The 23,273-nt window shown below is 59.7% G+C and carries 19 protein-coding genes and 1 pseudogene; 5 read left to right on the top strand and 15 right to left on the bottom strand.

All coding sequences use genetic code 11. From position 1 onward, the window contains the following. Positions 1–23 precede the first annotated feature (23 nt). The 13 genes from SJQ66_RS00150 to tssC are packed head-to-tail and all read right to left on the bottom strand — an operon-like array spanning position 24 to position 16,310. Positions 24–803 (bottom strand): DotU family type IV/VI secretion system protein, encoded by a 780-nt coding sequence (locus SJQ66_RS00150; RefSeq protein WP_046154209.1) that lies wholly within the window; start codon positions 801–803, stop codon positions 24–26. Then, positions 796–2,289 (bottom strand): type VI secretion system baseplate subunit TssK, encoded by a 1,494-nt coding sequence (gene tssK / locus SJQ66_RS00145; protein WP_236693669.1) that lies wholly within the window; start codon positions 2,287–2,289, stop codon positions 796–798. Before tssK ends, SJQ66_RS00150 begins: the two co-directional genes overlap by 8 nt. A 28-nt stretch (positions 2,290–2,317) precedes the next feature. Continuing rightward, complete coding sequence (locus SJQ66_RS00140; protein WP_024904517.1) at positions 2,318–2,803, bottom strand: hypothetical protein; 486 nt, start codon at positions 2,801–2,803, stop codon at positions 2,318–2,320. A 2-nt stretch (positions 2,804–2,805) separates the two neighbouring features. Then, positions 2,806–3,204, bottom strand: coding sequence for a DUF4150 domain-containing protein (locus SJQ66_RS00135; RefSeq protein WP_024904516.1), 399 nt, complete (start codon positions 3,202–3,204; stop codon positions 2,806–2,808). A 35-nt stretch (positions 3,205–3,239) separates the two neighbouring features. Next, positions 3,240–3,797 carry a DUF3540 domain-containing protein gene (locus SJQ66_RS00130; protein ID WP_236693670.1) on the bottom strand — a complete coding sequence of 186 codons (558 nt, stop codon included), beginning with the start codon at positions 3,795–3,797 and terminating at the stop codon, positions 3,240–3,242. After that, on the bottom strand, positions 3,794–4,864 hold the full coding sequence (locus SJQ66_RS00125; RefSeq protein ID WP_024904514.1) for a pentapeptide repeat-containing protein: 1,071 nt from the start codon (positions 4,862–4,864) through the stop codon (positions 3,794–3,796). The genes SJQ66_RS00130 and SJQ66_RS00125 overlap by 4 nt, the downstream gene beginning before the upstream one ends. Continuing rightward, entirely contained in the window at positions 4,861–7,494 is a 2,634-nt protein-coding gene (locus SJQ66_RS00120) for a DUF2169 family type VI secretion system accessory protein (RefSeq protein WP_024904513.1), read from the bottom strand. Before SJQ66_RS00120 ends, SJQ66_RS00125 begins: the two co-directional genes overlap by 4 nt. Positions 7,495–7,500: 6 nt before the next feature. Continuing rightward, entirely contained in the window at positions 7,501–10,194 is a 2,694-nt protein-coding gene (locus SJQ66_RS00115; RefSeq protein ID WP_046154211.1) for a contractile injection system protein, VgrG/Pvc8 family, read from the bottom strand. After that, complete coding sequence (tssG, locus tag SJQ66_RS00110) at positions 10,191–11,309, bottom strand: type VI secretion system baseplate subunit TssG (protein WP_081765044.1); 1,119 nt, start codon at positions 11,307–11,309, stop codon at positions 10,191–10,193. The genes SJQ66_RS00115 and tssG overlap by 4 nt, the downstream gene beginning before the upstream one ends. Then, the gene (gene tssF / locus SJQ66_RS00105) at positions 11,273–13,114 is read right to left on the bottom strand and encodes a type VI secretion system baseplate subunit TssF (RefSeq protein ID WP_046154212.1); all 1,842 of its coding nucleotides are present in this window, start codon (positions 13,112–13,114) and stop codon (positions 11,273–11,275) included. Before tssF ends, tssG begins: the two co-directional genes overlap by 37 nt. A gap of 7 nt (positions 13,115–13,121) precedes the next feature. Then, positions 13,122–13,499, bottom strand: a complete 378-nt coding sequence (locus SJQ66_RS00100) for a GPW/gp25 family protein (protein WP_024904509.1) — start codon at positions 13,497–13,499, stop codon at positions 13,122–13,124. 57 nt (positions 13,500–13,556) lie between these two features. Beyond that, on the bottom strand, positions 13,557–14,114 hold the full coding sequence (locus SJQ66_RS00095) for an Hcp family type VI secretion system effector (RefSeq protein ID WP_024904508.1): 558 nt from the start codon (positions 14,112–14,114) through the stop codon (positions 13,557–13,559). A gap of 33 nt (positions 14,115–14,147) precedes the next feature. Next, positions 14,148–16,310 (bottom strand): type VI secretion system contractile sheath large subunit, encoded by a 2,163-nt coding sequence (tssC, locus tag SJQ66_RS00090; protein WP_024904507.1) that lies wholly within the window; start codon positions 16,308–16,310, stop codon positions 14,148–14,150. Positions 16,311–17,180: 870 nt separating this feature from the next. On the opposite strand from tssC, the gene SJQ66_RS29845 reads away from it, so the two are divergent. From SJQ66_RS29845 to tnpC, 5 genes and pseudogenes are all read left to right on the top strand, one after another. Further along, a complete protein-coding gene (locus SJQ66_RS29845; protein ID WP_456153915.1) occupies positions 17,181–17,510 on the top strand; it encodes a bestrophin-like domain in 330 nt (109 codons plus the stop codon). Then, on the top strand, positions 17,428–17,859 hold the full coding sequence (locus tag SJQ66_RS00085) for a bestrophin-like domain (RefSeq protein ID WP_320533726.1): 432 nt from the start codon (positions 17,428–17,430) through the stop codon (positions 17,857–17,859). Before SJQ66_RS29845 ends, SJQ66_RS00085 begins: the two co-directional genes overlap by 83 nt. Positions 17,860–18,823: 964 nt before the next feature. Continuing rightward, a complete protein-coding gene (locus SJQ66_RS00080; protein WP_320533725.1) occupies positions 18,824–19,207 on the top strand; it encodes a transposase in 384 nt (127 codons plus the stop codon). After that, entirely contained in the window at positions 19,204–19,539 is a 336-nt protein-coding gene (tnpB, locus tag SJQ66_RS00075; RefSeq protein WP_176026082.1) for an IS66 family insertion sequence element accessory protein TnpB, read from the top strand. Before SJQ66_RS00080 ends, tnpB begins: the two co-directional genes overlap by 4 nt. A gap of 59 nt (positions 19,540–19,598) precedes the next feature. After that, positions 19,599–20,918: pseudogene (tnpC, locus tag SJQ66_RS00070) on the top strand (IS66 family transposase); the annotation flags it as partial. Here tnpC and SJQ66_RS29535 read toward each other — a convergent pair. After that, positions 20,916–22,994, bottom strand: a complete 2,079-nt coding sequence (locus SJQ66_RS29535; protein WP_320533729.1) for a recombinase family protein — start codon at positions 22,992–22,994, stop codon at positions 20,916–20,918. The pseudogene tnpC and the gene SJQ66_RS29535 overlap by 3 nt on opposite strands. Then, entirely contained in the window at positions 22,984–23,184 is a 201-nt protein-coding gene (locus tag SJQ66_RS00060; RefSeq protein ID WP_320533724.1) for a hypothetical protein, read from the bottom strand. Before SJQ66_RS00060 ends, SJQ66_RS29535 begins: the two co-directional genes overlap by 11 nt. Positions 23,185–23,273: the final 89 nt, after the last annotated feature.

The following is a 23,273-nucleotide window of genomic DNA, read 5'->3' as shown; positions in this document are numbered from 1 at the left end:
AATTGCGCTCCTGCCTGACGCTGCTAGCTATTCAAGTAATGTTCGAATGGGTGCATCAGAACGAACCACGCTACCAGTGACAACACCAGGTAGCCGATCAGCCCGTAGAGCGCTAGATTGCGCCACGGTGAAAGCGGCGCGAGTCGCTCGTCGTAACGACCCGTGAGCGGATAGGCGTAGGCGTTGGCGAAAGCAGGCTGCTCGTCGTTCAGTCTGCCGCCTGCGACGAACACGACCTCGTAGAGCTGGCCTCGGATCTTCTCCAAGTGAGGCTGCGCCTGGCGCGAGCGATAGCGGCCCTTGAAGCCGAGTTCCATCGCGAGGAGGAACACCGAGGCAAGTTCGGCTTGCAGCGGCGTGCGCGGTGTTTCGCCGACTAGCTGCTCGGCCATCACGAAGAAACGCGAGCCGGCGTTGCTGGAGTCGAACATCGTATGCTCAAGCAGCACCGACAGCCAAGCGTCGCGCCCCGGCCAATCGAGCTCGAAGATCAACACCTCGTCGGCCAGCGCTGCCATCAAGTAGCGGGCCTGTCGTGCGGCGTGGCCGGCCGGGGTGCCTGTGTCGTCAGCGTGGCGCCGCGCTTGGCGCTGCAGCCGTGCGAGCAGCCGTGCATTTACCCGCTTGGCGAACTCGATGTCAGTGACGGGTTGAGGCAGGTCACCACTGGCCAGATAGGCTGCTAGCCAGCCGCCCGTTTGGGCCGTTTTGATTGCGGCCAGTTCCTGATAGAAATCAGCAAAGCGCGCCACCAGGTTGGAATGATTGTGGCGCTGCTGTGGCCAGGTTGGGGCGTCACGCATGGCCCTCTCCCAACCTGGTTGGGGGCGTGACCGATTCTATGGGCGCCTCGGTGGTCGGTTGAGGCTGAGCGGACGCGGTCACCGCGCCGTGATTCTGCTTGTCCCGATAAAGCACAATCGAGGCTGGCAGAGCGTCATTCTTGCGGCCTACGATTTGAAGTAGTACGCCGTCCCCGAACACGTGCTGCGTGCCCTGGTCGTCGAGATCGAGCGATTGGTTCTTTAGGACGAACAGACCGACCTGCGAACGCAGTTTTTCGCGCTCGATCTCGTGCGGCTGCAGCGTCCGCACCGAGGCACCAGCCACGCGTGCGCGGCGCAACAGCGGTATCACCGAGGCGTCGGCGATCAGCGCTTCGTTGAGCCACGCCAGCAACTGCGCTGCCGTCTGACCCTCACGCGGTTCGACTTCGATGATCAGCTCATCGCCCATGCCGCTCGGTATTCGGCGCTCGAAGCAGGCGTCGAGCAGACCCGGGTCGTGTTGGTCGGTGCGAAGGAATTGCAGCGTCTCGTAGCGAGTGTCGACGGTATCGACGCGCGTTTGCACGAAGTCTATCGCTTGCTGGAATTGTGGGAGGCAGTCATCGTGCTGGTACGGCTTCATCAGGAGCGGGAGCGGATTGGTGCCGATAGCGGACACCGCGCCGACGATGCAAGCGAGCGCCTCGTACAACGCTGCTGGGTGAGTGCGGCCATCTAGCAGTGTCGAGAACGGTGGCAGGCAGATACCGATTGCACGCGCGGCCAACAGGTGCTGGCGCCGTTCGTTGCCGATGCTGTCATCGGTGTCGCCGCCTTTGCCTGACTCGGCGAGCTGCGCAAGCTTCTCCCACAGACGGTCGTGGAGGTCGTGCAGGCTGCGCCATAGGTTCGAGGTGCCAAGACAGTCTGCTGCATCGATGTGCAGCATCGGCGGATGATAGGTGGTCATCTGCAGCGACTGATTTTCGCCGCGCACGAATTCGAGTAGTGGCACCGCGCTGGCCGGCGCGGGCGAGTTCGCGCCGAGGTAAAGCTGGAAGCGCACTTGCATGCGTGGCAGCGCGAGTGCGCTGTCGCCCGTGTTCTCATCCACGCTCGGTTCGTCGAGTACCGAGTTGTAGCGCCGCTCCTGACTGTCCTGCACGGCCGCGTACGGGCCGCGTGGATTAACCCAGCACCAAACTTTTACGGGGGATTGGCCGCTCTTGCAAGCGGCGCCGACGTCGATCTCGACGTTGCCAGGCGGATTGCGTGGCAGGCCACCGGGGAACGCTACGAGTAGTCCATCAGGCAGGATGCATTCGAGTTCGCCGATGCTGAGAATCCCTTTGACCATCTCGAAGCGCAGCGTCAACAAGCCCCAGAAATGTGGCGCAACGGCCTGCACGCGATGGCGCAGGTGCGCGTGCCAGTAACGGTCGTTTTGCTGCAGATGCTGCGGCGATAGCATCATACCTTCCGACCATTGGACCGCGTCTGGGAGGTGAGTGGTTTGTGTCATGGCCTGATCGCTCCTGGGCTAGCTGGCATCACTGCGACTGGTAGGTCACCGTCGTTGGCGTGAGCCAGATCGTTACGTTCTTGTAGGGTGTGATGTTGCCCTTAGGTTGTCCGGCTGCGCTCAGGTAGTTGGCATAGACGTAGACGCCGATCGCCTTGCCGTGGCGCTTGGGCAGCTTTGCCGTACTCAACGTCGCGGGCGGCACCTGCAGGCTCACTACGTCGATTGCAGTGGCGAGCCCGGCCATCAGCGCGCCCTTCTTTTGAAACCAGTCGGAGCCAGTGGCGGGCAGCATCGCTGTGACGTTGCTGTCGTACACGAACACCACGTCGAGCTGAGTGGCGGCGTTCTGGTTAGCATTGACTTCGGCCACGATCTTGATCTGCGAGACTGCGGTGGACTTCGAAAGGCCGAGCCAACTACATGCAGCCAACAGGATACTGGCGCCAAGTACGGCGAGTTGCGGGAGCGCGCTGGTGCCGGACGGACGGAAGAAGCGGAATGGACGAGTCATGGTCAGGCCAGCAGAAGTACACGAAATTGCGCTGGCACGATTGAGATGCCGACGGTGTTAAATGGCATGCCGTTCATGCCGACCAGTGAGGTCATGCGCGCCGCGAAGGCGGGACCGAACATTACTTTGAGACTGCCGGTCAGGTAGGTGTCGGGGCCCATGAATACGTTCGAGACGATGCCACCTAGTACGCCGGGCTCGTCGCCAATGCTGGTAGTGCCTTCGGTCAGCAGGTTCTCCGCGAAACCGCCGCAAATCATCACATTGAACACCGAAGGGATATGCATCGATGAGTACGTGATGTTGACGTAGGGAATGGGGACTGGCACGAGCGCTGGCGTCTTACAGACGTCAGGGATCGTCGACATCGACATTGCGTCAAGGCTATTGGTGGCGAACATGAAGGCTCCTGAATAAAGGTGGCGTACGAGGTGCGTCAGCCCATACTGATGCGTTCGCCGTCCACCTTGACGTCTTCATCGGCAGTGATGATCGCGTGCTGCCCATGCAGGCACAGCAATTCGTTCACCTCCAACAGATAGCGATCGGCGCGACCGACGAACTGCCCCACGTTCTCGACGAGGGTGTCCTGTGCGCTGGTGAACAGGTTGCGTGCGGCGAGGTTCAACGTGCCGGTGGCGGCGCGGATCTCAACGTCACTCAATGCGTCGAGCGCAATCGACTCGATGGCTGTCAGTTGGATGCGGGCCTGCTCGATGCGCAGCATTTCTGCACCTGGCACACTTAGCTGCACCTGTTTCGCGTCGGTGCGATGCAACACGTGCAGGATGTAGCTCGCATCGTTTTGGCAGGTGGCCACGAGTACGTGGTCTCCCACCTCCGGGCGGATCAGGCAACTGAGCGCCTGATAGGCGACGCGTCCGTCGTCGAGTAAATAGGCATGCTGCTCCAGCGCCACGATCACCCTGGCCTCGAGTAGATGTAGCGGAAGCGGTTGCGGAAGTTTGTTGGTGGTCTGGGAGGCGCCCATCATTCATTCTCCAGGGTAAGGGTACGGGCTTCGATTGCGAGGCGCGCGGGATTCGTACGACCTACTTGGCGCAGGCTGGTGCCGCGGAACCGCGCGTCGGTGAGCGTCGCGTTATGCAATTGGGCGTGATCGAGATTAGCGCCCGAGAAATCTACCTCGCCGCCTATGATGTGTTCGAGGCGTGCGTAGGAGAGATCGGCGCTCTGGAACGACACGTTCTGGTGACGACTCTTGTTCCAGATACTGGTTTTCAGTTTTGCACCGTCCAGCCGGCAATCCGAGAGCTGCGCTTGCTGAAAGATCGCGCCTTCTAGCTTCGCGTCGGACATATCCACTGTTTCGAGCCGCGCTTGGTAAAGCATTGCGTGCGTTGCCTCGACGTTGCTAAGGTTGGCCTCGGCAAGATGCGCCTGATAAAAGCTCGACCGCGTGAGGTCGGCGCCAGCCAGATCGACTTGCACCAGCTCGGCTGCGCTCAGCGTGCAGCGCCGCAGTCGCAGTCCTGTCATCACCTGGCCCGTGAAGTTCGCGTTCGAAAACGTTACGCCGTCTGCGTCTAGACCGCGCAACGTCACAGCGCGCCAGTCAGCGGGGCTGATTACGCACTGTTCGAACTTTGCATTGGCCACGCTGACACCGTCGAAACGGTCGTTGATCAGTGTGCAGCGCGTGAGCGAGCCGGCGTCAAAGCGTGCGCCGTGCAGCGTGCAGTTCACGAGCGAGCTGACCTGTAGCTGAACATGTGACCAATCGCTATCGGTGAGGTTGCAGTCCACCCAGCACGCGTGCTCCATGTTGCGGCCATTCATGCGGGCCTGCGACAGGTCGCATTGGATGAAGTTCACGTGGTCGAGGCCGGCGTTGCCGAAATCGGCGCCGCTTAGGTTGCAATTCACGAACTTTGCGCGTGCGAGTTCGGCGTCGACGAATGAGGTGCCCGAGAAATCAACCTCGCTGAAAATCGCGCGCCCCAGGTCGCGGCGGCGCGCATCGAATCCGTGCAGGTCGCGTCGCGCGACAGGTTGACTCAGTTCGATCGCGAGCGCGATGTCGTCCCAGATCGTCGTCATGTGGGGCTCCCGCTGGCCACGCCTTCTGGTGGAACTACGCCGGTGCGTTCGCACTGCACGAACGTGGCGTCGGCGAGCCGCGCGCCAGTAAAGTCGGCCTTGCGGCACTGGCATTGAAAAAATTCGGCTTGCGCCGCCGCAATCATGCGCAGTTGGCTGGCGTGGAAGCCGCAGCGTGAGAATAGGCTCGCCACAAGACGTGCGGCGCGTAGGTTGGCTTGCCCGAAGTCGCAGCGCAGGAAGCGGGCCGCCTCCATGTCGACGTGCGACAGATCGGCGCCGTGAAAGCCGCAGTTGCGCGCCATCGCGCCGGTCAGTGTGGCGTCGCGCCAATTTGTCTTGCCACCCCCCTGCACGCTGTCGAGTATGGCACGCTCCCAGCGGCTCGCCTGCAGGTTGCTTAGGTTGAAGACGGCTTTCTTCAGCGTTGCGTGCGCGAAGCTCGCGCGCTGCAGGTGGGCGCGCATGAACACTGCTTTCTCGAGCGTCGCACCTTCCCAGTTGCTGTCGTCGGCCTCTATATCGAACAGTGTGGCCTTGCTTGCGTCGGCGCCATCGAACGTCGCGCCAGGGCAAGCGAGCCGCAGGCCCAACAGGCGGTACAGTCGGGTACGACGCAGGTTGGCCTGCGGCCACTGTGCATCGAGCGCCTGCGCGTAGGCGAGCTCCGCGCCCTCGAACAAAATGGCTCGACCATTGCTCGCGCAGAGATTCGCGCGCGTGAGATCGGCGCCTGAGAAATCGGCGCGATCAAGGCGCGTGCCCACCAGCACGGCGCCCTGCAGGTTGGCACCGACGAACTTCGCGCCGCTCAGGTCGGCGCCATCGAACATCGTCTCGCGTAAGTCGGCACCGGAGAAATCAATCCCTACTAGGTCTGCGCCGGCTAGGTCGCGCCCGGCGAGCGGCACGCCCGCCGCGCGCCACTTCCGGACCCGATCACCGAGCCCGCGCGCGGTCTCGGGTGGATAGGGCAGCGCTGCGACCGTGACCTTCGGCGCCGCGCGCCGCGCCTGCCGGTGCAGCGACGGAATCTTCATAATTGCGGCGCGTGACTTGTCATAGTGCGCCTGCTGCTTCGGATCGGCACCCTCTGGCGGCACCGGCAACCGCGCCAGCATGCCTTCGACCTGCGGATCGCGGCCTGTCAGCTCCGGCGGTAGCAGGTCGTACGCTGGTATGGCCGCACGCTCAAGCGCGTCGATCAGTAGCTTCGCGGCGTCGACCGGCGCCAGCGTGCGGGCTGGCAGGCGCGCTAGCGCTTCCTTGCCGCGTTGCTCAGCGTCGGCCGCTAGCGCCTTGGCGCGAGTCACGATCTCTGTCAGGTCGAAGTCACCTTCGGCTACGGTTTGCGAGGTCATGATGCCAAGCGCTGGCAGTGTCGCGCGGGCGACCTGATGGTCGGCCGGGGGCACCGTGCCGCGCCGTGCCCAGTGTTGTGCGTCGAGCAGATCTAGGCGACGCTGACCGCGGGCGAGCACCGCCTGTTCGGCGCGTTCCTGCTCGGCAGCGCGACGTGCCTGCTCGGCCGCCGAGCGCTCTGGCGCGAGCTGGCTTTCGTTGAATACGTGCATGCGTCCGACTTCTGGATCGAGGCGCAGCTGCATTACGTCACGGTAGTGTCCGATGCTTTTCGGGCTGTCGCGGTATTCGTAGCCAACCATTAGCGTACCAATGTCGAGCGCGTCGCTGTCGTCGATCTCGATCGTGCCATGGTAGATCGCGATGCCGAGATTGTGGTCAGGCACGAACCAGATCGTGTCCATTACAAGTAGGACCTCGCGCATTGCCTCAGGCGTCTCGTTGAGCTTTGTCACGAACGCGCGCGCGGCCAGGTCCGGTAGCATCCCCGTCAGTTCAGCGTGTTGCGGATGCAGGTTGCGCAGTAAATAGCGTTCTCCCCCCTGAAGGGGGGCCGGCAGCCACTGGTCGGGTGGCGCCATGTTGAAGATGCTCCAGTCCATGTCGCGTGCGAAACCGGGAGCGTCATAGCGGCGCCAAGTGCGACCGTAGCTGCCGAACTTGTCACGCCGCGCCTGGTTGATGACAGGGATCGGTCCGAAGCCGGCTGGCACGCTGGTGCGCCAGCGGGCGTCAACTGTGCCGGCTGCGTAGGCCACGTTCGGCATTGCGCCACCGCTTTTACCGAACCACGATTCGCGGCTGCCGCAACCGACCGGGTTGATGGGGTTACGCGCTCCGCCGAACGCGCGCGCGTACGTAATCGGCATTGCAAGGAACGGCTTGGCGCGACCAGTGCGGCGTTTGCTAAGCGCGCCGCGCCATTCACGCTCGCCGCAGACGGAAAGACACTTGCCAATGGCGGGCTGGCCGTCAACGGTGTCCACGCGCAGCAGTACGTCAACGCCGGTGACTGCCTGCTTGCCAGGTGCATAGGCCGAGCCCAGTAGCAGCACCTCGGCGCCTTGACGTGGCATTACCTCGTCGAGCACCTGGCCGGCGGGCAAGCTTGCGAGCACACGTGGCCATTGGGTGCTTTCGGCGAGAAAGCGTTCGTTTGGCGCGCCAAGCCGGAAGAAACCGAGCACCGCCACCGATAGCCGATGCCGACCGAGATAGGTGTAGGGCTTTTGGAGTACGCCGAGCGATTGGGGTTTGATGATTTTCATCGCGGCTCACATGAAGATGACAGTGGCTTCAATCATGTAGACGCGCGTGACGATGTTGTCGACGTGCGGCGTCTCGTCATTGTTCGATACGCGTGCGCCGGGGCCAGCCGTTGCCACCTCGGTGAGCTCGGCATTGGTGATGATGTTCGAGGTGGCCCCCGATGTTTCGATGCGAGTGGCGTCGCCAGTCGTTGACGTGACCGTAGCGGAGCCCTTCACCTCCACTTCTTCGGCGGTGCCTGCCGTCTTTACGCCGTTGTAGGAGATAAGCACACCGTTTTCTGTCAAGGCACCGCAGACAGTGTCGCGTGTGATGTCGCCCTGCACGGAAGTCTCGGTGATGTTGGCAGCCAACGAGTCTCGGATCGTGTTGCCCACCACGATTCTTTCTTCTATATCGCCCGAGATCGACGTGCGGTTTGTGTTACCGACCTCGTTGTTCTCAAAGACGTTTCCGGTCACCGTGAAGCGTGTGGTGTTGCCGGTGAATACTTTTTCGTTGATATCGCCGGAGGTCGAAGTACGCGTGATGTTGCCTGATACGCTGGTCTCATTCAGATTGCCACTTTCGGAGGTGCGGGTGGTGTTGCCGCTCGTAATGTTTTCCCGCGAATCGCCGGTTACACTGGTTGTAATCACCTGTCCGGTGAACGAGACATTGGTCGAGACGCCGATATTCGAATTGGTGGTAGAGGTACCGATGTTGGAATTTGTAGTCGATGCGCCGATCGTTGTGGTCGAGGTATTGGTCACGTTGATGTTGACCGCAGTGGCGTTGTCGATCTGCGAGTAGTTGTGACTGATGCTGCCGACCTGGCGGCTGTAGGTCGAGCCGAGCGATTCCGAGGCGCTGAGGAGATCGTCCGCCACCACGCCGCCGTACAGTTCGACGGTGTTCGAGCTTGCACCGTCCGCACGCGAATTAGCGGTGGAGAAGCTGTAGCTGGATCCCTGCGAGAAATTGGCGTTGTTAAAGCGTGATGTGCCGTAGGCGTTCGTGACGATCTGCGTGGCTTGGCCAAGGTCGGCGGACGAGTTTGCGCCGTAGCTGACGCTCTTGTTGTCGCCGTAATTGGTCGAGTAGTTGTTACCTACGTGCGTGTTCGACAGCCAACCACCTGGCACGACCAGTGCGTTGCCATTGGATTGGATCACGTTCTGGATCTCGGGCAGTTCCGATTCGTCCTGGGCGCGCCCGACCACCACCACTGAGCCGACAGTCGGTGCGGTCTGCATCGATGGCGACAGCTTAACCCATACTGGTAGAGCGTCGCGTGCCGCCGTAGAGAAGCGCACGTAGACGCCGATCTGCGGATAGGTGGCGCCGTTCTGTGCGTCACCGAAACTGCTGTTGCCGACTTCAAACGAGCCCGGCGCGCCGAAATCGACTGCATTGATTGCCTCGGTGGTGCCGCTTGATACGACCTTGGCCAGCACGCTGCCCTGCTGAGTCGACTGGATCGAGTAGGGCGTGATGAGGTAGGACGCGTCGGCCGCCTGGAACTCGTTGCGATACGTGCCGTCGGCGCTCGCTTGGTGCTCGATTGACGTCAGCACGAATGTGCCGTTTTCGAGGAATGGTTCACGCGGATTGGTCGGCACCGCGCTACTTTTCAACGTGAAGCGATGCCCGACACGGAACGCGGCGCAATTGCTGGTGCCCGACAGTTCGTTGCGGCTGCTGTCGAGGGTGCTGCGCGTCGCGCTCGACAGATGCTGCGCCTCCTCGGTGCTGCCGCCGTACTGGTAGCTTTTATAGAGGTTGAACGGCAGCGGGTTTGCATCTTGCCGATCATTGGCATAGTACGAATTGAACTCCACCACCGGATTGGTCAACCAGGCGCCATCCTGTTGTGTGAGTACGCCCTGCACGCCGGTGCTGCCCATCGAGCGCTTCATGCTGAACTCGGAGATAACATCCTCCTGTTCCATACCGAGTGCTGTCACATCGGTGTAGGTATAGCGCAGCGGCCGGTCGTCCGGCACCGCCGGCGGATATTGCGCCAGATTCGAGAAGACCAGCGCGTGGTCGTCACCGGTGTGGACGAAGTAGAAATATAGTAACGCCTTGCTCATCAACCGCTTGAGGAATTCCAGGTCGCTCTCGCCGGCCTGCATCCAGTCCTGGCGCCGGATCACGGCCAGGTTACGCGACGTGTGCTGGAACGGCTGATAAGCGATGTGATGCGCGTCGAGCAACTGCTCGATCATTTCCCACACAGTGCGGCGGTGGAACACGCGATAGTTGTTGGTCAGACTCAACCGATGCAGCGTTGGTTTCATTGTAATCGTATAGGTGCCACGGTTCTTCACCGCCACGCTGGTCACGATGCCGCTGAACAGTGAGAGTTGCGCACCTGGCACGGGGTTGCCTTGGAGCGCCGCGCGGAATTCCACGGCGCTTGCGCCAGGCTCGCGGCGTTTGCCGATGCCCACCGTGATCGGACGGCCTATCAGATCGTCGAAGCGTAGCGCGATGAAGTCAGGGCCATCTGAGTTGGCGACCAGTTCGAGCTGAAACTCAAACAGCTCCGACACTTTCTCTTGCCCTTGGAATTTTTCGAGGCGGAACGTCTCTGCACCAAGGATCTGATTGCGCGTCACGAACACTGCGCAATGCAGGTAGACGTCGGGCTCCGGTGCGCCAAGCTGATTGACGGAAAACGCGCTAGCCGAGCTGACACCGATGATGTCGTTCATGCAAACTCTCCGGGATGGCGCGTCTTGATAAGGAAACTGACAGGGCGTGTGGCATGGCGATGTACGGGCGTGCCTGCAAGCCAGGCGCTCTGGCCGAGCCGCATCGCGCCGCTGTCGGTGTAGTGAGCGGGCTGAGGCAGCGGCGTGGGCGGCACGCTTGAGTCCGCTACGTGCAGCACGATTTCGACGTCGGCGAGGCAATTGACGAGCAACTTTACAAGGCCGCGCAACATAGCGTAGCCGGGCTGGGGCGTGCCGATCGAGTCCTGCGGCATGGCAGCCGCTCTGATGCCGCGTGCCGGGGGAAGCAACTGACACATCGTCTTGTAATCGAGTACGCCGATCTCAAGACGCACGCGCGCCTGCTGATCCCATACGCGGCGGCCGACGACGCAGGTCTGGCCGAGGCTGTGGTTACGACGGCCAAGCGCGCAGCGGTCGCGCCCGTCCAGTTCGTGCCATGCACCGACGTTCTCGGTCAGTCTGGCGGACGCGCCGAGCGCGATCCCAAGTACGTGCTCCAGCGTGGACGCTTGTTTACGTTGATTAGCGAGCAGCCCGGCAATGCCGAGCCAGGCGCGCTTGGGTAGCGGCACTTGATTGGCCAGCTTCACATCTCCCAGACCGACCAATGCCGCAAGGCGTTGCGCCATCTCGGTCTGGGCCGGTGGCTGGTCGTCGAGGCTGGGCGTCAACTCCTGCTTGAGCTGGTAGCGCAGCACATTGGCGCGCTGGTTAAAGATGTCGAAAAAATCGGCCATCGCCGTGGCGCGTAGCGCGGATAGCTCTCGTGCCCACTCCGTGAAAGGCTCGGGTAGTGGCCCCGTGACGCTCGCCACGCAGAAGTTCGCGGTACTGATCTCGAAGCGTTGCTCGGGCGTGTCGGCAACGAAGTCGTCGTCCGTGCCATAAGGGAGCAGTTTGACGCTCGCGAACTCCCTAGCCGGGAAGGCAGCCGACAGGTCAGCGTGAAACCGTAGGCGCCGCCCAATCGGCAGGCGCTTGTCGGTATCGCGCACCATTAGGCGCATCAACTGGAACACGTTGAAGTCCTCGTGCTGCTGGAGCATGTACTCCCTTACAGTGCGATAGCGGTGCCGGCCAATGCTAGCCATTGCTTCGGGCTCCCTTTGAGGTTACGCGTTTCGAGCGCGACTTCGATTAAATGATTGACACTTGCGTAGCCGCGCAGGAACTGGCGCAACACGGAGCAGAACAGCACCACGCTGCCAGCACCGATGTCGATCGGCTCCATCACCACGGTCAACTCCGAACCGCGGACGAAGCCGCGCCAGCCGTCGCGCCCGACGTGGCGCATGATGCTGCGGCTGCGCAGCTCGGTGATCGCATCGATCTGTTTCCAACCACCTTCCCGGTGAGGGCCTACGTGTAGTCGTAAGATGTCCTTCAGCGCCGCAAGCGCGACCGTTCCACCGTCTAGCGAGAGATGGTTAAGCGAGAGCTGTGAGATCAGCGACCACGGACGATGGCCGATCTGCGCAGGGGTATGATGCGGCGTCGGTTTGGTCAGCGCGACAATCCGCTTTACCGGTCCACCGCCCTCCAGATGCAGCGCGCTGCCTGACATCAACCGTTCGGGTAAGCGCCGGTTAGTGCAGAGCGCAGTGCCGCCCACCACCTCGTCGTTAGGGTGACCTAAGTTGAACTGTTCGTCGAGAAACGACACGTAGGTTTCGCTGCCCGTCACGTTTGGGGCGGTGGCTGGTAGACGCCGGCACAAATAGAAATAATCCTGCCCGTCGAGCTGGCTGAAGTTGTCCATCGCGAAGTACGGCGCGATCTTCCGCGGCTTGCCTTCGCTTGAGATCGATTCGAGGTCGCGAATCGAATGAATCTCGCAGTATCGGTGGTTCTTAAGGTCACCCTGCACGTGATATTCGTATTCACTGTGGCTTAGTGCGATCGGCTCGATGCGCTGCGAGAACAGGTTAACAAGCGGCACGCAGTTCATCAGCAACGAGTCGGCAGAAAAATTCAGATGTAGCTGTAGTGGCATGTCGAGCAATAGCAATAGGTCGAAATAGTCGCCGACCTCTGCAAAGTCGAGCTCGTCGAGCCGACCTACTTCGAAGAAGCAGAACTTCTCCGGGAATGCGAAATATTCCTGCAGCAGCCGGTAACCCGGATGCGTATGCGGGTTGGCGCTAAGTACCGCCTCGTCAGGTGCCATGCCCAGCCAGCGTAGTGCCTCGGGCGGCAGTCGGCGCGGTTGCCGCGCAGCGGCGTGTGGCAGCACGTAAATCCCTTCCAGGTGCAGCGCGATCATTTCATAGAGCGCTACGGCGTCGGGCTGAGCGTCGCTGATGTAGAAGCGCAGGCGTGACGGGCCCCGGCCCTTGGCCTGCAGCGTGCCTATGCCGTCGGGACGCACGCGGATGCGCAGCACCGAACGCGACGACGAGGTGCCGCCGAGAAATGGGTACTCGCGCGCCGATTCAAGCGCGACCGTGTCGAGCCTCAGCGGCAGCAGCGGCGTGTCGTAGCAGGTCTGGAAACGACATTCGGTGCTCTGTCCGAGGTGGTTGGTGGTCAGCGCTGTGACTGTGCGGCCGCGCGGCAGCAACTGCTCCTTTGAGAAATCAGTGCCGTTCGGTTTGACGTCGATGCGGGCAACTAACATCGACGGGATCGGTGCTTCCAGGTGCGGATACAGGAACGCGAGCATCGTGTCGGGCAGGCGCATCTTGTCCTGTTCGACCTGATGACGCAGGCGCCCGGTGAGAAACGCAAACGACTGCAATAGCAACTCGACCTGGGGGTCACTCGCCTCGCGCGCGTTGAGCCCAAGCGTGCGGGCCAGTTCGCGATGCTTATCGCTAAACTGTAACGACTCGGTGCGCAGTGCGGCCAGTTCCTCGCGGAAGCAGTCGCTCAGCGTGACGGCGGCGGCAGGTTGCATCAGGACCTCAGTGGGAGGGTAGTTCGAAGTGGAAGACGTCCACTCCGTTGGTTTGATCAAGCGTTCCGTAGATTGCGAGGCGATACGGCCGGAGCGTCTCGCTGCACGCTTCGATCTGCACCTTCGGCGACTTCAGGCGTGGTTCGTAGCGGCAGACGAGGCGGGCAAGGCGTTGCGCGTACAACTCAAGTTGAGGCTTGCTTTCTAGTGCGATCTCGACCACGCTCTGCGAGCCGAAGTCGAGCAGGTCCAGGTCGCTGCCCACGCGTGTAGTGCGTGCACTGACGAGACGCTGGATTTGCGCTGCGACGGCGGCGCGCAAATCAAATGTCTGCGAGCCGTCGAACGACGGAGGATCCGCCAAGCGCTCGAACAGGAATTGCATGCCTTCTCCTTGTGGTTAGGCGGTGCGTCGCCGGATGAGTAACTGAGCCGTACTGCGTTAAACGAGCTGCGAGAACGTGCCTCCTATCGGTGCGTTTTTAGCGAGACTCCACCCGGTAGTCTTCACGCCCTTCGGTTTCATGTTGTTGAGCTGCTGCGTGTACGTCCAGATCACTTCGGTGAAGTTAAGCTTGAACTGCTCGGTAGGCATGTCGTTCGGGTGCGTCTGCAACTGGATCTCGCTGATGATTGCGTCCTTCAACTGGATCTTGATGATGTTCATCGTCTTGCCGCCCGATTCCCGCCCGATGTAGATGGTACTCGGCGCGCCCGCTCCGTCGCCGAGTAGCTTGGCACCGAGGCAGTAGTCGTAGAGCTTCACTGAGGTTTGGTCGACGTACTTGACCAGCGTGAACTCGGTAATGATGGGCCGGCCGGAGGTTCGTGCATTGTTGCTGACGTCCGTGGTGACTTGCTGCTTCATGCCCTGATGCAGTGATACGATTTCGATACACAGCCCGCTTGGGCCGTCGGCCATCCACCCCGCATTGTCAATCTCGCTACCCTCATTATTCATGATCGATTGATCACCCGGCTGGAAGAGAATCAGATCCATAACCAACTCCTAGAAATGGAAAGATGAGAAAAATTATTTTGGCAGGTTGGCCACAAGACGGATCGAAGTGGTCAGTTCTTCAAGCTGGAAGTGCGGCTTGAGCAGTACGGTCGCGCGGTATGAGCCAGGCTCGCCGGGGACTTCCGTGACGATCACCTTCGCTTCGCGCAGTGGATAGGCGGCCTTGGCGTCTTGCGAGGCGTTGTCGTCGAGCAGAACGTAGTTGGAGATCCATGAGTTGAGGAAATCTTCAACGTTGCCGCGCGTCATGAAACTACCGATTTTTTCGCGCATGATCACTTTGATGTAGTGCGCGAATCGCGACGCAGCCAGCATATACGGCAATAGTGCGGAGATGCGGGCGTTGGCGTTGGCCGAGTCAGAGAAGTATTTCTTTGGCTGGTTAGTGGTCTGGCCACCGAAGAATGCCGCCTTGCCGGTGCCCTTGCAGTGGCAGAGCGTGATGAAGCCGAGATCGTTCAGTTCTTTCTCGCGGCGGTCGGTGATCGACACTTCGGTCGGGCAGAGCAGTTCAACACTGCCGTGTTCTGAAGTGAATGTGTAGATTGGTAGGTTCTCTACCAGGCCACCACCTTCCACGCCGCGGATTGCTGCGGTCCAGCTATAGAGTGCGAACGCGTTGGTGATGCGCTCGGCCAGCAAGTAGGCCGGGTTGCCCCACAGGAAGTGGTTCTGTTCTGGCTCGGGGTAGCTCTGAATCTCGTTCGTTTTCTTGACGTAGAACGTCTCGTCAATGCCGCTTGGACCTACATGCTCATCGAAGTTGAGGCCTTCACAGGGCGTCGTGTTGCGCTTGGTGGGTGTGCCGTAGGGCAGTCGAAGCAGTGCGCGCGGCAGGGCTAGCGTGACGTAACGCGAGTCCTCGAGTTCGCGGAACTCGCGCCATTTTTCAGCGGTCACGCCCTCGAAGATCTTCTTCAGATCGCGCGGCTTGTCGAGCCGGTCGAAGCCACTCAGGCCGAAAAGATTGGCCGAAGCCTGTGCAAGGAATGGCGCATGCGCGGCAGCGGCGACTTCGGCCATCTTCGTCAGAAAGTCGATGTCGGCATCCACGTTGCCGATTGCGTAGTCGCCCACTAACAGGCTGTACGGATTGCCGCCGAAAGTGCCGTACTCGGCTTCGTAGATCATCTTGAAGAGGGCGCTCTGGTCGAACTCGACCGCTTTCATCATGTCGTCGCAGAGTTCTTTCTTGGTCGCATTGAACACACGCAGCTTCAACATCGTGCTGGTCTCGGTGTTCATCACGAGATGGTTCAGGCCGCGCCAGGTCGCCTCCATCTTCGTGAACGCATCGCAGTGCATGATGCTTGATAGCGCACTGCTCAGTTGCTCGTCGATCAACGAGACAAGCGTGTCGATCACTGCGATTGCACCGCGTGCGCGCACGCTCTCGATCTGGTCCGCGGAGGAACGGGGGCCTTGTCGTACGAGCGAGGAAGGTGGCGTGCCGGGCACGGTGGTGGTCTGGGTGAGGGCACCGACGTAATAAAGGTTGAACTGCTCTACGAACACGTCAAACATCTCTCCGTTTGACGGCTTCGTCACGGTTGAGGTCTTGTCGTCTTTAGGATCGAGCGCGACAAGGGCAGCTCTGGCCTTGACGATGTTTTCCGCGTCAGCCTTAAGCGAAGGTGCCGCGTCTTGGCCCGGCTTATCGTCGACTGCGGCTATTGCCGCCGTGCCCGGCTTAACGTCGGCGCCTGAGATGACCAAGGTGAGCGGATCGCTGATCGCCCCCGACGCTTCCGCGCGCGCCTGCAGGTCGCGGATTTTGCCGCGCTTGTCGTAGATGGCTTTCAGTGCTGGCAGCGCCTTGATTACCTGTAGCGGCTCGAATGCTTCTAGTTTGGAGAATGTCAGCTCGTTGTTACCGTCTGCTTTGAGCAGAGTGGCGATCGCAGTATCAACCTTCTTCAGATTGTCGAAAGTCGCACGCGGTGCTATTTTCGACATCACGTCATTGAAGTTGTCGCGATCGATCTCGATCATGGCGCGCTCCTTGAGTGCCGGATAGTTCTCAGCGTTCGCGCGCTCGCCCTGCAGGTCGGCGAGAATGCCGACGATGAAAGGCAGCTCCTTCTTCTCCATAGCGCCGCCGGTTTCCACGTCATACGTGATCTTGACCCGGGGAGGGCGGATACGCAGGAGCTTCTTCTGCACGCTTTCACTCATGATTTGACCTCGAGTTGTCGACTCTTAAATGCGGTTTAAAAAACGCTCCGTGAACGTAACTTTCACGGCGAACTGTTGACCTCTGGCCTCGGAACGACCCAGGGCCATGAGATAGGTAGGCCAATCATCGAAGACGACCGACGGACATCGACGGCACACTTCTCAAACACAAAATAGTCGCTTACGAAACGTTCTCGCGGTCCGCGTGATACGCGTTCTAAACGCCCGATGCCTGCACGACACTAGCCCGGAGCACTGGGTAATGTCGCGCAGCGTCGGAGATGTAGACCATTTCGATTTTTAGCGGTAATCCCGCTTTCCCGTGGATCTAATCCGGGCGATGGCTAACCGTTTCGCGCCTTGTATAACGCAATGACTGTGCCATGTTCGCAAGCGGTTGATTATTCCGGTAATTGGCTCTTGGCGCGTAAGAGTCAGTGGGCAGGTCGCTACCCAGCCAGCAACGCAAGTGTATGGAGCCTCGAAGCTTGTGATGCTTGAACGCGATGCCCGTGGCGGTAGACTGGGCCGATGCGGAACACATGGGTGAGCGATCACCCTGGACGTGTGCCGAATAGCAATGCAGATGTCGCGTGCAATGCGTGATCTTCTGATCATATTGAGGCATATTTTCGCCCGGCCCTTGGTGAGTTTATACCCAAATAAATTGGCGATCTCTTATGTTCATCGTCATTTCATCGGGATTTTTTCATGGTACGAAAACTGCTTTTATTGTGTGGTGTGGATGGATGTAAATAAATGGTAAGTAAACCGTAGTTTCTCAATAATGAACCTAATCCAGGACGGAAATGCATTCTAAATGCACTTTACGACCATCCGACATGGTTAGTTGGAATCGTACTTATCTTCGTGCCAGTGATCGTGGTGTGTTTCGCCTTACGGGTGTTTCATCGTTTCTTTCCATTGGAGACGCGTCGAGCACACAACGAGTACACAGGCTATGTCGTCGCGATTATCGGCATCAACTACGCCGTATTGCTCGCGTTCGTCGCAGTTGCCGTTTGGGGCGCATACGACAACGCCACGGCTGTCGCCAGCAAGGAAGCAGAACTAGCAGGCAATATGTATCGAGATGCCCCGGGGACTGGGGCCAGGCGTGGAACAGGAGTTGCGTTCGAACCTCAGGTCCTACGTGCGCACGGTCATCGAAGACGAATGGCCAGCGATGTCTCGCGGTGAAGAACCTGTCGCAGGATGGCGGCCCCTGGAGCGTATCCAGAGAATGCTTTCAGAGTATGAGCCGAGTGACAGCGGACGAACTGTATACATGCGCGAAATTCTCGACGAACTGAACACGCTCTACGACATCCGCCGTCAGCGCCTTAACGCGTCGGAAAATGGCCTCGAACCGGTGGTATGGATTATTGTCCTTCTCGGTATGGTGCTGACGATCGGGTTCACGTTTTTGTTTGGCATGCCGAGCTTGCATATGCACATGGTGATGGCGAGCGGTGTGACTGTCGCCACGATGCTCGTGCTGGTACTCATTGTTGTACTTGATTGGCCTTCCGTGGTGATATACAGGTAGCTCCATCTATGTTCAAACAAGTGACAGAGAACATGAAAGCACTGGATGCCCCAGAAAAGGGCCCCGTCACGCTAGCGAAGCCGTGACGACGCGTGGTGTGCCTGTGATTCCGCCCGAATAGGCGAGCGTCTCGTGTTAGAGGTTCCCGACCTCATGGTGTGTGCGCTTAAATTCGCAGGGTGTCGGATCGACCAGTGTATTGGCTATGCTGCGCCTAGAAAGTGATTCCGCTTGCCGTGATTTGTCGGTATTAGCGAAGTAATCGTCACCGCAAATTTATGGTGTTACCGATTGCCGGCCTGAGACGTGTACCTACCTTGCTTGCTCATATCGATATTGCGACGTGCTGAAATGGACGATGGCCCGGAAATTGCAAAACGCGCCATGTCTGCGTCGATCAGTAATTGTAGTTTTAAAGACCGCGCATTATAGGCATTCAATCACCGATTCCGACTATTTAAGGAGAAACGGATGGACCGCAGAAGAAAAGGGCGTGATTACTCGCAGCCAGAGATAAGCGAGGATAAACCGAAGGTGCGTGCAGAAACGGTAAATCACTGGAGCCAGCCTACCGTAGATAGCTTTACGCGGATAAACAGCACGCTATTTAAAGAGATATTTTCGAAGCACGGAACACGAAATGGTTTGCTAGAGGCTGAGTCAATAAATTACACGCCAGGGAAGCATCTGTCATCTGTTAATGTTCGCCACAGGTCAGGTAGTTTAACTGAAATCCATATGCACGCGAACGGAACGGAGCCAGGAACGATCCGCCACACTAAGATCGATCGGTTGCAGTCGGGTGCGAAGGACATATTCGAACTCCGAAGGAATGATATGACCGATGAAATAAAGGGTTGGGTCGAGAGACAACACGGTAAGTATGTAAGCGGCCGGTCATCCCATCTAGCGTCCGACATTAGCGTGTAAGAGCATACGTTTCCACGATCATGGAAGCGGGCACGTGTACCCTATAGAAGAGCAGTCCCATAAAGGCAGAACCCGTCGTACCTATTCGCGTGAATTTCGCTCCGATCTGGTCGCACAAAGTCAGCAACTCGGCATGTCGTGCTCCGCACTCGCGATCTCGCATGGCATGAATCCCAATGTGCTGCGTCGTTGGATCAAAGAATCTGGGCAGACACCCGCACCGAAGAAGGCAACGCAGCACATTGATACGGTGCCGGCCTTCATCCCGTTGCCAATCGCGCTCACGCCACCTGCGCCCGAGAGCCCTGCGGTGCCGATGCGCATCGAAGTGCAGCGCAACGGCATCACGATTGCCATTGATTGGCCTGCTGAGCGCCTGAACGACAGTGCCGCCTGGGTGCGGGAGATTTTACGGTGATCCGTATCGACGCCATCTGGCTCGCCATCGAGCCCATGGACATGCGTGCCGGCACCGAGACCGCACTGGCACGTGTGGTCAAGGTCTTCGGCGCCGCACACCCGCACCATGCCTATGTGTTTGCCAATGGCCGAGCCAATCGGATCAAGGTGCTTGTGCATGATGGATTTGGCGTGTGGCTGGCAGCCAGGCGTTTGAACACGGGCCGCTTCGTCTGGCCGCAACGTGGCGTCGGGCAACCATTGCCACTGTCCTCGGAACAACTCGCAGCACTGGTGCTCGGCCTACCTTGGCAACGCCTGGGAGAAGACGCGGTCGTGCGTGTCACCTGAAGGACAATCGGCACGTGCGCCAATAGGCGAGGTCCTCTTGCCCTGGCACAATAGCGCCTATGATCGATCCGACACAACTCCAGTCCATGAGCGCAGAAGAACTGCGTGCACTGGCCGTGCAGTTGATATCGGATGTGCGTCACAAAGAGGCCGTCAACGCGAAGCTCACCCACGAGATCGCGGTACTGCGGCGTTTGCAGTTCGCCGCCAAGAGCGAGAAGTTGCCGCCCGAGCAGCGTAGCTTGCTGGACGAGGCAATCGATGCCGACCTGATTGCCGTCGAACACGAACTCGCGCACATGTCCGGGCAGCCGCCGCGCGAGACCGAGGCGAACAAGCCGCGCCGCGCGGCGCTCCCAGCAGCATTGGCGCGCGTCGTTTTACACCACGAACCCGAGTCAACGCTGTGCCAGTGCGGCTGCCAACTCAAACGCATTGGCGAGGATGTCAGCGAGAAGCTGGACTATACGCCGGGCGTGTTCACGGTCGAGCGACACATCCGGGGCAAGTGGGCGTGTGCGAAGTGCGAGACGCTGATCCAAGCCCCCGTCGACGCGCACGTCATCGATAAAGGCATTCCTACGGCGGGGCTGTTGGCCCACGTATTGGTCGCGAAATACAGCGATCATCTCCCGCTTTACCGCCAAGAGCGCATCTTCGAGCGCGCGGGCTTCGCCATCCCTCGCTCCACCATGGGCGCGTGGATTGGCGCATGCGGGGTGCAGTTGCAGCCGTTAGTTGACGCCCTGCGTGCGCAAATTGTTCAGCACCGCGTGCTGCAAGCGGACGAAACACCGGTCTCGATGCTGGTGCCAGGCAAACAGAAGACGCACCGATCCTATCTCTGGACTTACTGTCCTGGCGCGTTCGAGTCAATGAAGGGCGTGGTCTACGACTTCGCTGAGAGCCGTGCGGGAGAACATGCTCGTGCCTTCCTCGGCAACTGGCAGGGCAAGCTCGTTTGCGACGACTTCAGCGGATACAAAGCCTCATTCGCCCAGGGCGTGACGGAAATCGGCTGCATGGCGCATGCACGGCGCAAGTTCTACGAGTTGCACGCGAGCAATAAAAGCCAGATTGCCGAAGAGGCGTTAACCCACATTGGGCAGCTCTACGACATCGAGCGCGAAGTACAAAATCTAGAACCCGATGAGCGTCACGAACGACGACAGAAACGAAGTCGGCCCATTGCCGATGCGCTTCATACTTGGATGCTGCTGCACCGTCAGCAAGTGAGCGAAGGCTCGGCGATTGCCAAGGCGCTCGACTACAGCCTACGTCGCTGGGAAGCGCTCACGCGATTCTTGGACGATAGCCAATTGCCCATTGATAACAACTGGGCAGAAAATCAAATTCGCCCGATCGCAACGGGGCGTTCATTGTGCACCTCCTTCTGAAACCTGGATAAACATTGGGATCTGGCCTTCGACATCGTTGCGACACGGGCGATACTTGCGCGCCAGTGCTGCGGTAACCGCTTCGCTGTGCAGATCGATCGTCCGAATCTGCCATGGGGCATCAGGCACGACCTGCTCGGCAGGCAGAATCCGATCGTTGATCAAACGCCGGATCATGTAGTGAGTGACACCAAGCTCCTTCGCTGCCTCAGACATCGTCAGCCAGTCGCCATCCTTATCTGCCGACTTGTAGGCGTGGATATCGCGGACATGCCGTACAGAGCTGACACGATGTGCGGTCCAGGTCTTGCCCTGTCCTGTGCGTATTCCCATGCGGTTCAGTGATGCAGCAATGTCCTCGTCGGACCATCGGGTTACCATGCTGCGAATAACCGCGAGCGCTTCGTCTGACGTACTGCAGCCATGCTCGCCAGTTCGCGGCCTGCGAATCCGTAGCCGGGAATGTTGACCGCCTTGCCAGTGGATCGTCAGAATGATTTCGCGTGTAGCCTCGTCGACGTCGGCAACGATATCGACGATGAGCGCGCGAACAAGCTGTTGACGTGTGCGCATGGCGACGCTCGGTGCATTCCACGCAGCATGAAGATCTTCGGCGAGCTTCGTAAAGTCAGGCAGGGGAGCCTGCGCCTTTGGTGCAGTCACCGTCTCCACGCGCGTCTGGCAGGCCTGTACACGACGTAATGCCGCTTCCCAGTTCTTCTCCAGCTGCGCGGCAATCAGGCGGTTCTCGGGATCACAGGCGGCGTAGCGCCGCTCAGCCAGCGTGGCCTCGTACTGGGCCTGCTGCAGTTCGAGTTCCACGATCTGTTGCTGCTCGTTCAGGGTATCCATGTGCATTTGCTCAGCCTGTTGTGCCGCTTCGATCGCCAATGGCTCCACGACGCGCAGAAGCTCCTTGCTGACAGTCGCATCGATACGGGAACCACCGAACCTCATACATCGCGCTGACGTGTCGAAGCGGTCACACCGGTACACGGCCTGCGGGATACGTCCAGCGTAGGCCACCGACAGGCGACGTCCACAGCGTGCGCAGGCAAGCAGGCCAGCGAGCAGCGCGCGGCCACCACGACCGGATTTTACGTCGCCCGCCTTGCCGTAAGCATTTGTCGCGAGCTTCTTCTGGTTGCGTTCAAACTCCGCCCAGTCGATGTAGCCTTCGTGGTGTTCCCGGAGCATGACGTCCCAGTTCTCAAACGGCTTGCGGTGCTTGTAGCTCTTGCGTGCCCGGCCTTCGACGATCGTCATCTGCTTGCCGCTCTTGCCATACGCGTAGACACCAGCATAGAACGGATTCTTGAGCACCGAAATCACGTTACGGTAGCGTATTGGAGTCCAGTCGACCCGCGTCAGCGTCCGGCCGTCAGAGGGGCGCGGGAAGTGGACCTGTTCAGCGTTCATCGACAGCAGAACCTGCCGCGCGCTGCCCAGTTGCCGGAAACGAGTAAAAATCAGGCGTATGACTTCCTGCAACCGTGCGTCTGGATCGAAACCCAGACCAACATCACGATGCCAGATATAGCCGACCGGCACGCTGATACGTAATTCACCACGGTGTGCCTTCTCTCGTTTGGCGTCGTGCATGCGCGTTCGAAGCACGTTGAGTTCGAATTCGCTGATGCTGCCCTTCATGCCAAGTAATAGCCGGTCATTTGCCCGGCAAGGATCGTACACACCGTCAAGGTCGATTACCCGCGCTTGAACGAGACCACAGAGCTCGAGCAGATGATGCCAGTCGCGTCCATTGCGGGCAAGGCGTGAGGCGTCCAGGCAAAGCACTGCGCCGACATCGCCTGCACACAATAACGCGACCAGACGATCAAAGCCCGGTCTCGCAACTGTGCCGCTCGCCGAGCGTCCCTGGTCGTCGTCGATGACTTCGACGTCGCGAAATCCATGTCGCTTTGCTTCCTGCACGAGGTCATACTGCCGGCGCCGGCTCTCGAGGTTCAGTTGGACCTGCGTTCGGCTGGACTGTCGGACATAAACTACCGCCTTGCGTTTAAGAAGATCTGCGGGCAAACGATCATCATTCGTCATCGTTACGCCCCTTCGCAGTCGGGATGCCCGCCGCCTGCATCAACAGGCATGCGAGATGCCTGAGCGTGTTTGCCCGTTGCACCGCGTTCATCCCCTGAAGCTCGACCGCGTCGAACATCAGGTTCATCTGGGGCGGCATCGACCGCGATAACTGTTGACCTGCTGGAGCGACGTTTGGCAGATTGCCCATTGCGTTTCTCCCGGACGTTGGTGGAACCGTCCGGAGAGTTTCCCCGCAAATGCAGATCGACCAGCAATTGATGCAGATTATGCAGTGTC

The sequence above is a fragment of the Robbsia andropogonis genome, from assembly GCF_034047095.1.
Lineage (GTDB): Bacteria > Pseudomonadota > Gammaproteobacteria > Burkholderiales > Burkholderiaceae > Robbsia > Robbsia andropogonis.
This window is presented reverse-complemented; position numbering and strand designations above follow the sequence as displayed.

What these genes read in the sequence shown, in the direction of transcription:
- SJQ66_RS00150 (WP_046154209.1), bottom strand. Translation starts at nt 803, where the DNA reads ATGCGTGACGCCCCAACCTGGCCACAGCAGCGCCACAATCATTCCAAC.
- tssK (WP_236693669.1), bottom strand. Translation starts at nt 2,289, where the DNA reads ATGACACAAACCACTCACCTCCCAGACGCGGTCCAATGGTCGGAAGGT.
- SJQ66_RS00140 (WP_024904517.1), bottom strand. Translation starts at nt 2,803, where the DNA reads ATGACTCGTCCATTCCGCTTCTTCCGTCCGTCCGGCACCAGCGCGCTC.
- SJQ66_RS00135 (WP_024904516.1), bottom strand. Translation starts at nt 3,204, where the DNA reads ATGTTCGCCACCAATAGCCTTGACGCAATGTCGATGTCGACGATCCCT.
- SJQ66_RS00130 (WP_236693670.1), bottom strand. Translation starts at nt 3,797, where the DNA reads ATGATGGGCGCCTCCCAGACCACCAACAAACTTCCGCAACCGCTTCCG.
- SJQ66_RS00125 (WP_024904514.1), bottom strand. Translation starts at nt 4,864, where the DNA reads ATGACGACGATCTGGGACGACATCGCGCTCGCGATCGAACTGAGTCAA.
- SJQ66_RS00120 (WP_024904513.1), bottom strand. Translation starts at nt 7,494, where the DNA reads ATGAAAATCATCAAACCCCAATCGCTCGGCGTACTCCAAAAGCCCTAC.
- SJQ66_RS00115 (WP_046154211.1), bottom strand. Translation starts at nt 10,194, where the DNA reads ATGAACGACATCATCGGTGTCAGCTCGGCTAGCGCGTTTTCCGTCAAT.
- tssG (WP_081765044.1), bottom strand. Translation starts at nt 11,309, where the DNA reads ATGGCTAGCATTGGCCGGCACCGCTATCGCACTGTAAGGGAGTACATG.
- tssF (WP_046154212.1), bottom strand. Translation starts at nt 13,114, where the DNA reads ATGCAACCTGCCGCCGCCGTCACGCTGAGCGACTGCTTCCGCGAGGAA.
- SJQ66_RS00100 (WP_024904509.1), bottom strand. Translation starts at nt 13,499, where the DNA reads ATGCAATTCCTGTTCGAGCGCTTGGCGGATCCTCCGTCGTTCGACGGC.
- SJQ66_RS00095 (WP_024904508.1), bottom strand. Translation starts at nt 14,114, where the DNA reads ATGGATCTGATTCTCTTCCAGCCGGGTGATCAATCGATCATGAATAAT.
- tssC (WP_024904507.1), bottom strand. Translation starts at nt 16,310, where the DNA reads ATGAGTGAAAGCGTGCAGAAGAAGCTCCTGCGTATCCGCCCTCCCCGG.
- SJQ66_RS29535 (WP_320533729.1), bottom strand. Translation starts at nt 22,994, where the DNA reads ATGACGAATGATGATCGTTTGCCCGCAGATCTTCTTAAACGCAAGGCG.
- SJQ66_RS00060 (WP_320533724.1), bottom strand. Translation starts at nt 23,184, where the DNA reads ATGGGCAATCTGCCAAACGTCGCTCCAGCAGGTCAACAGTTATCGCGG.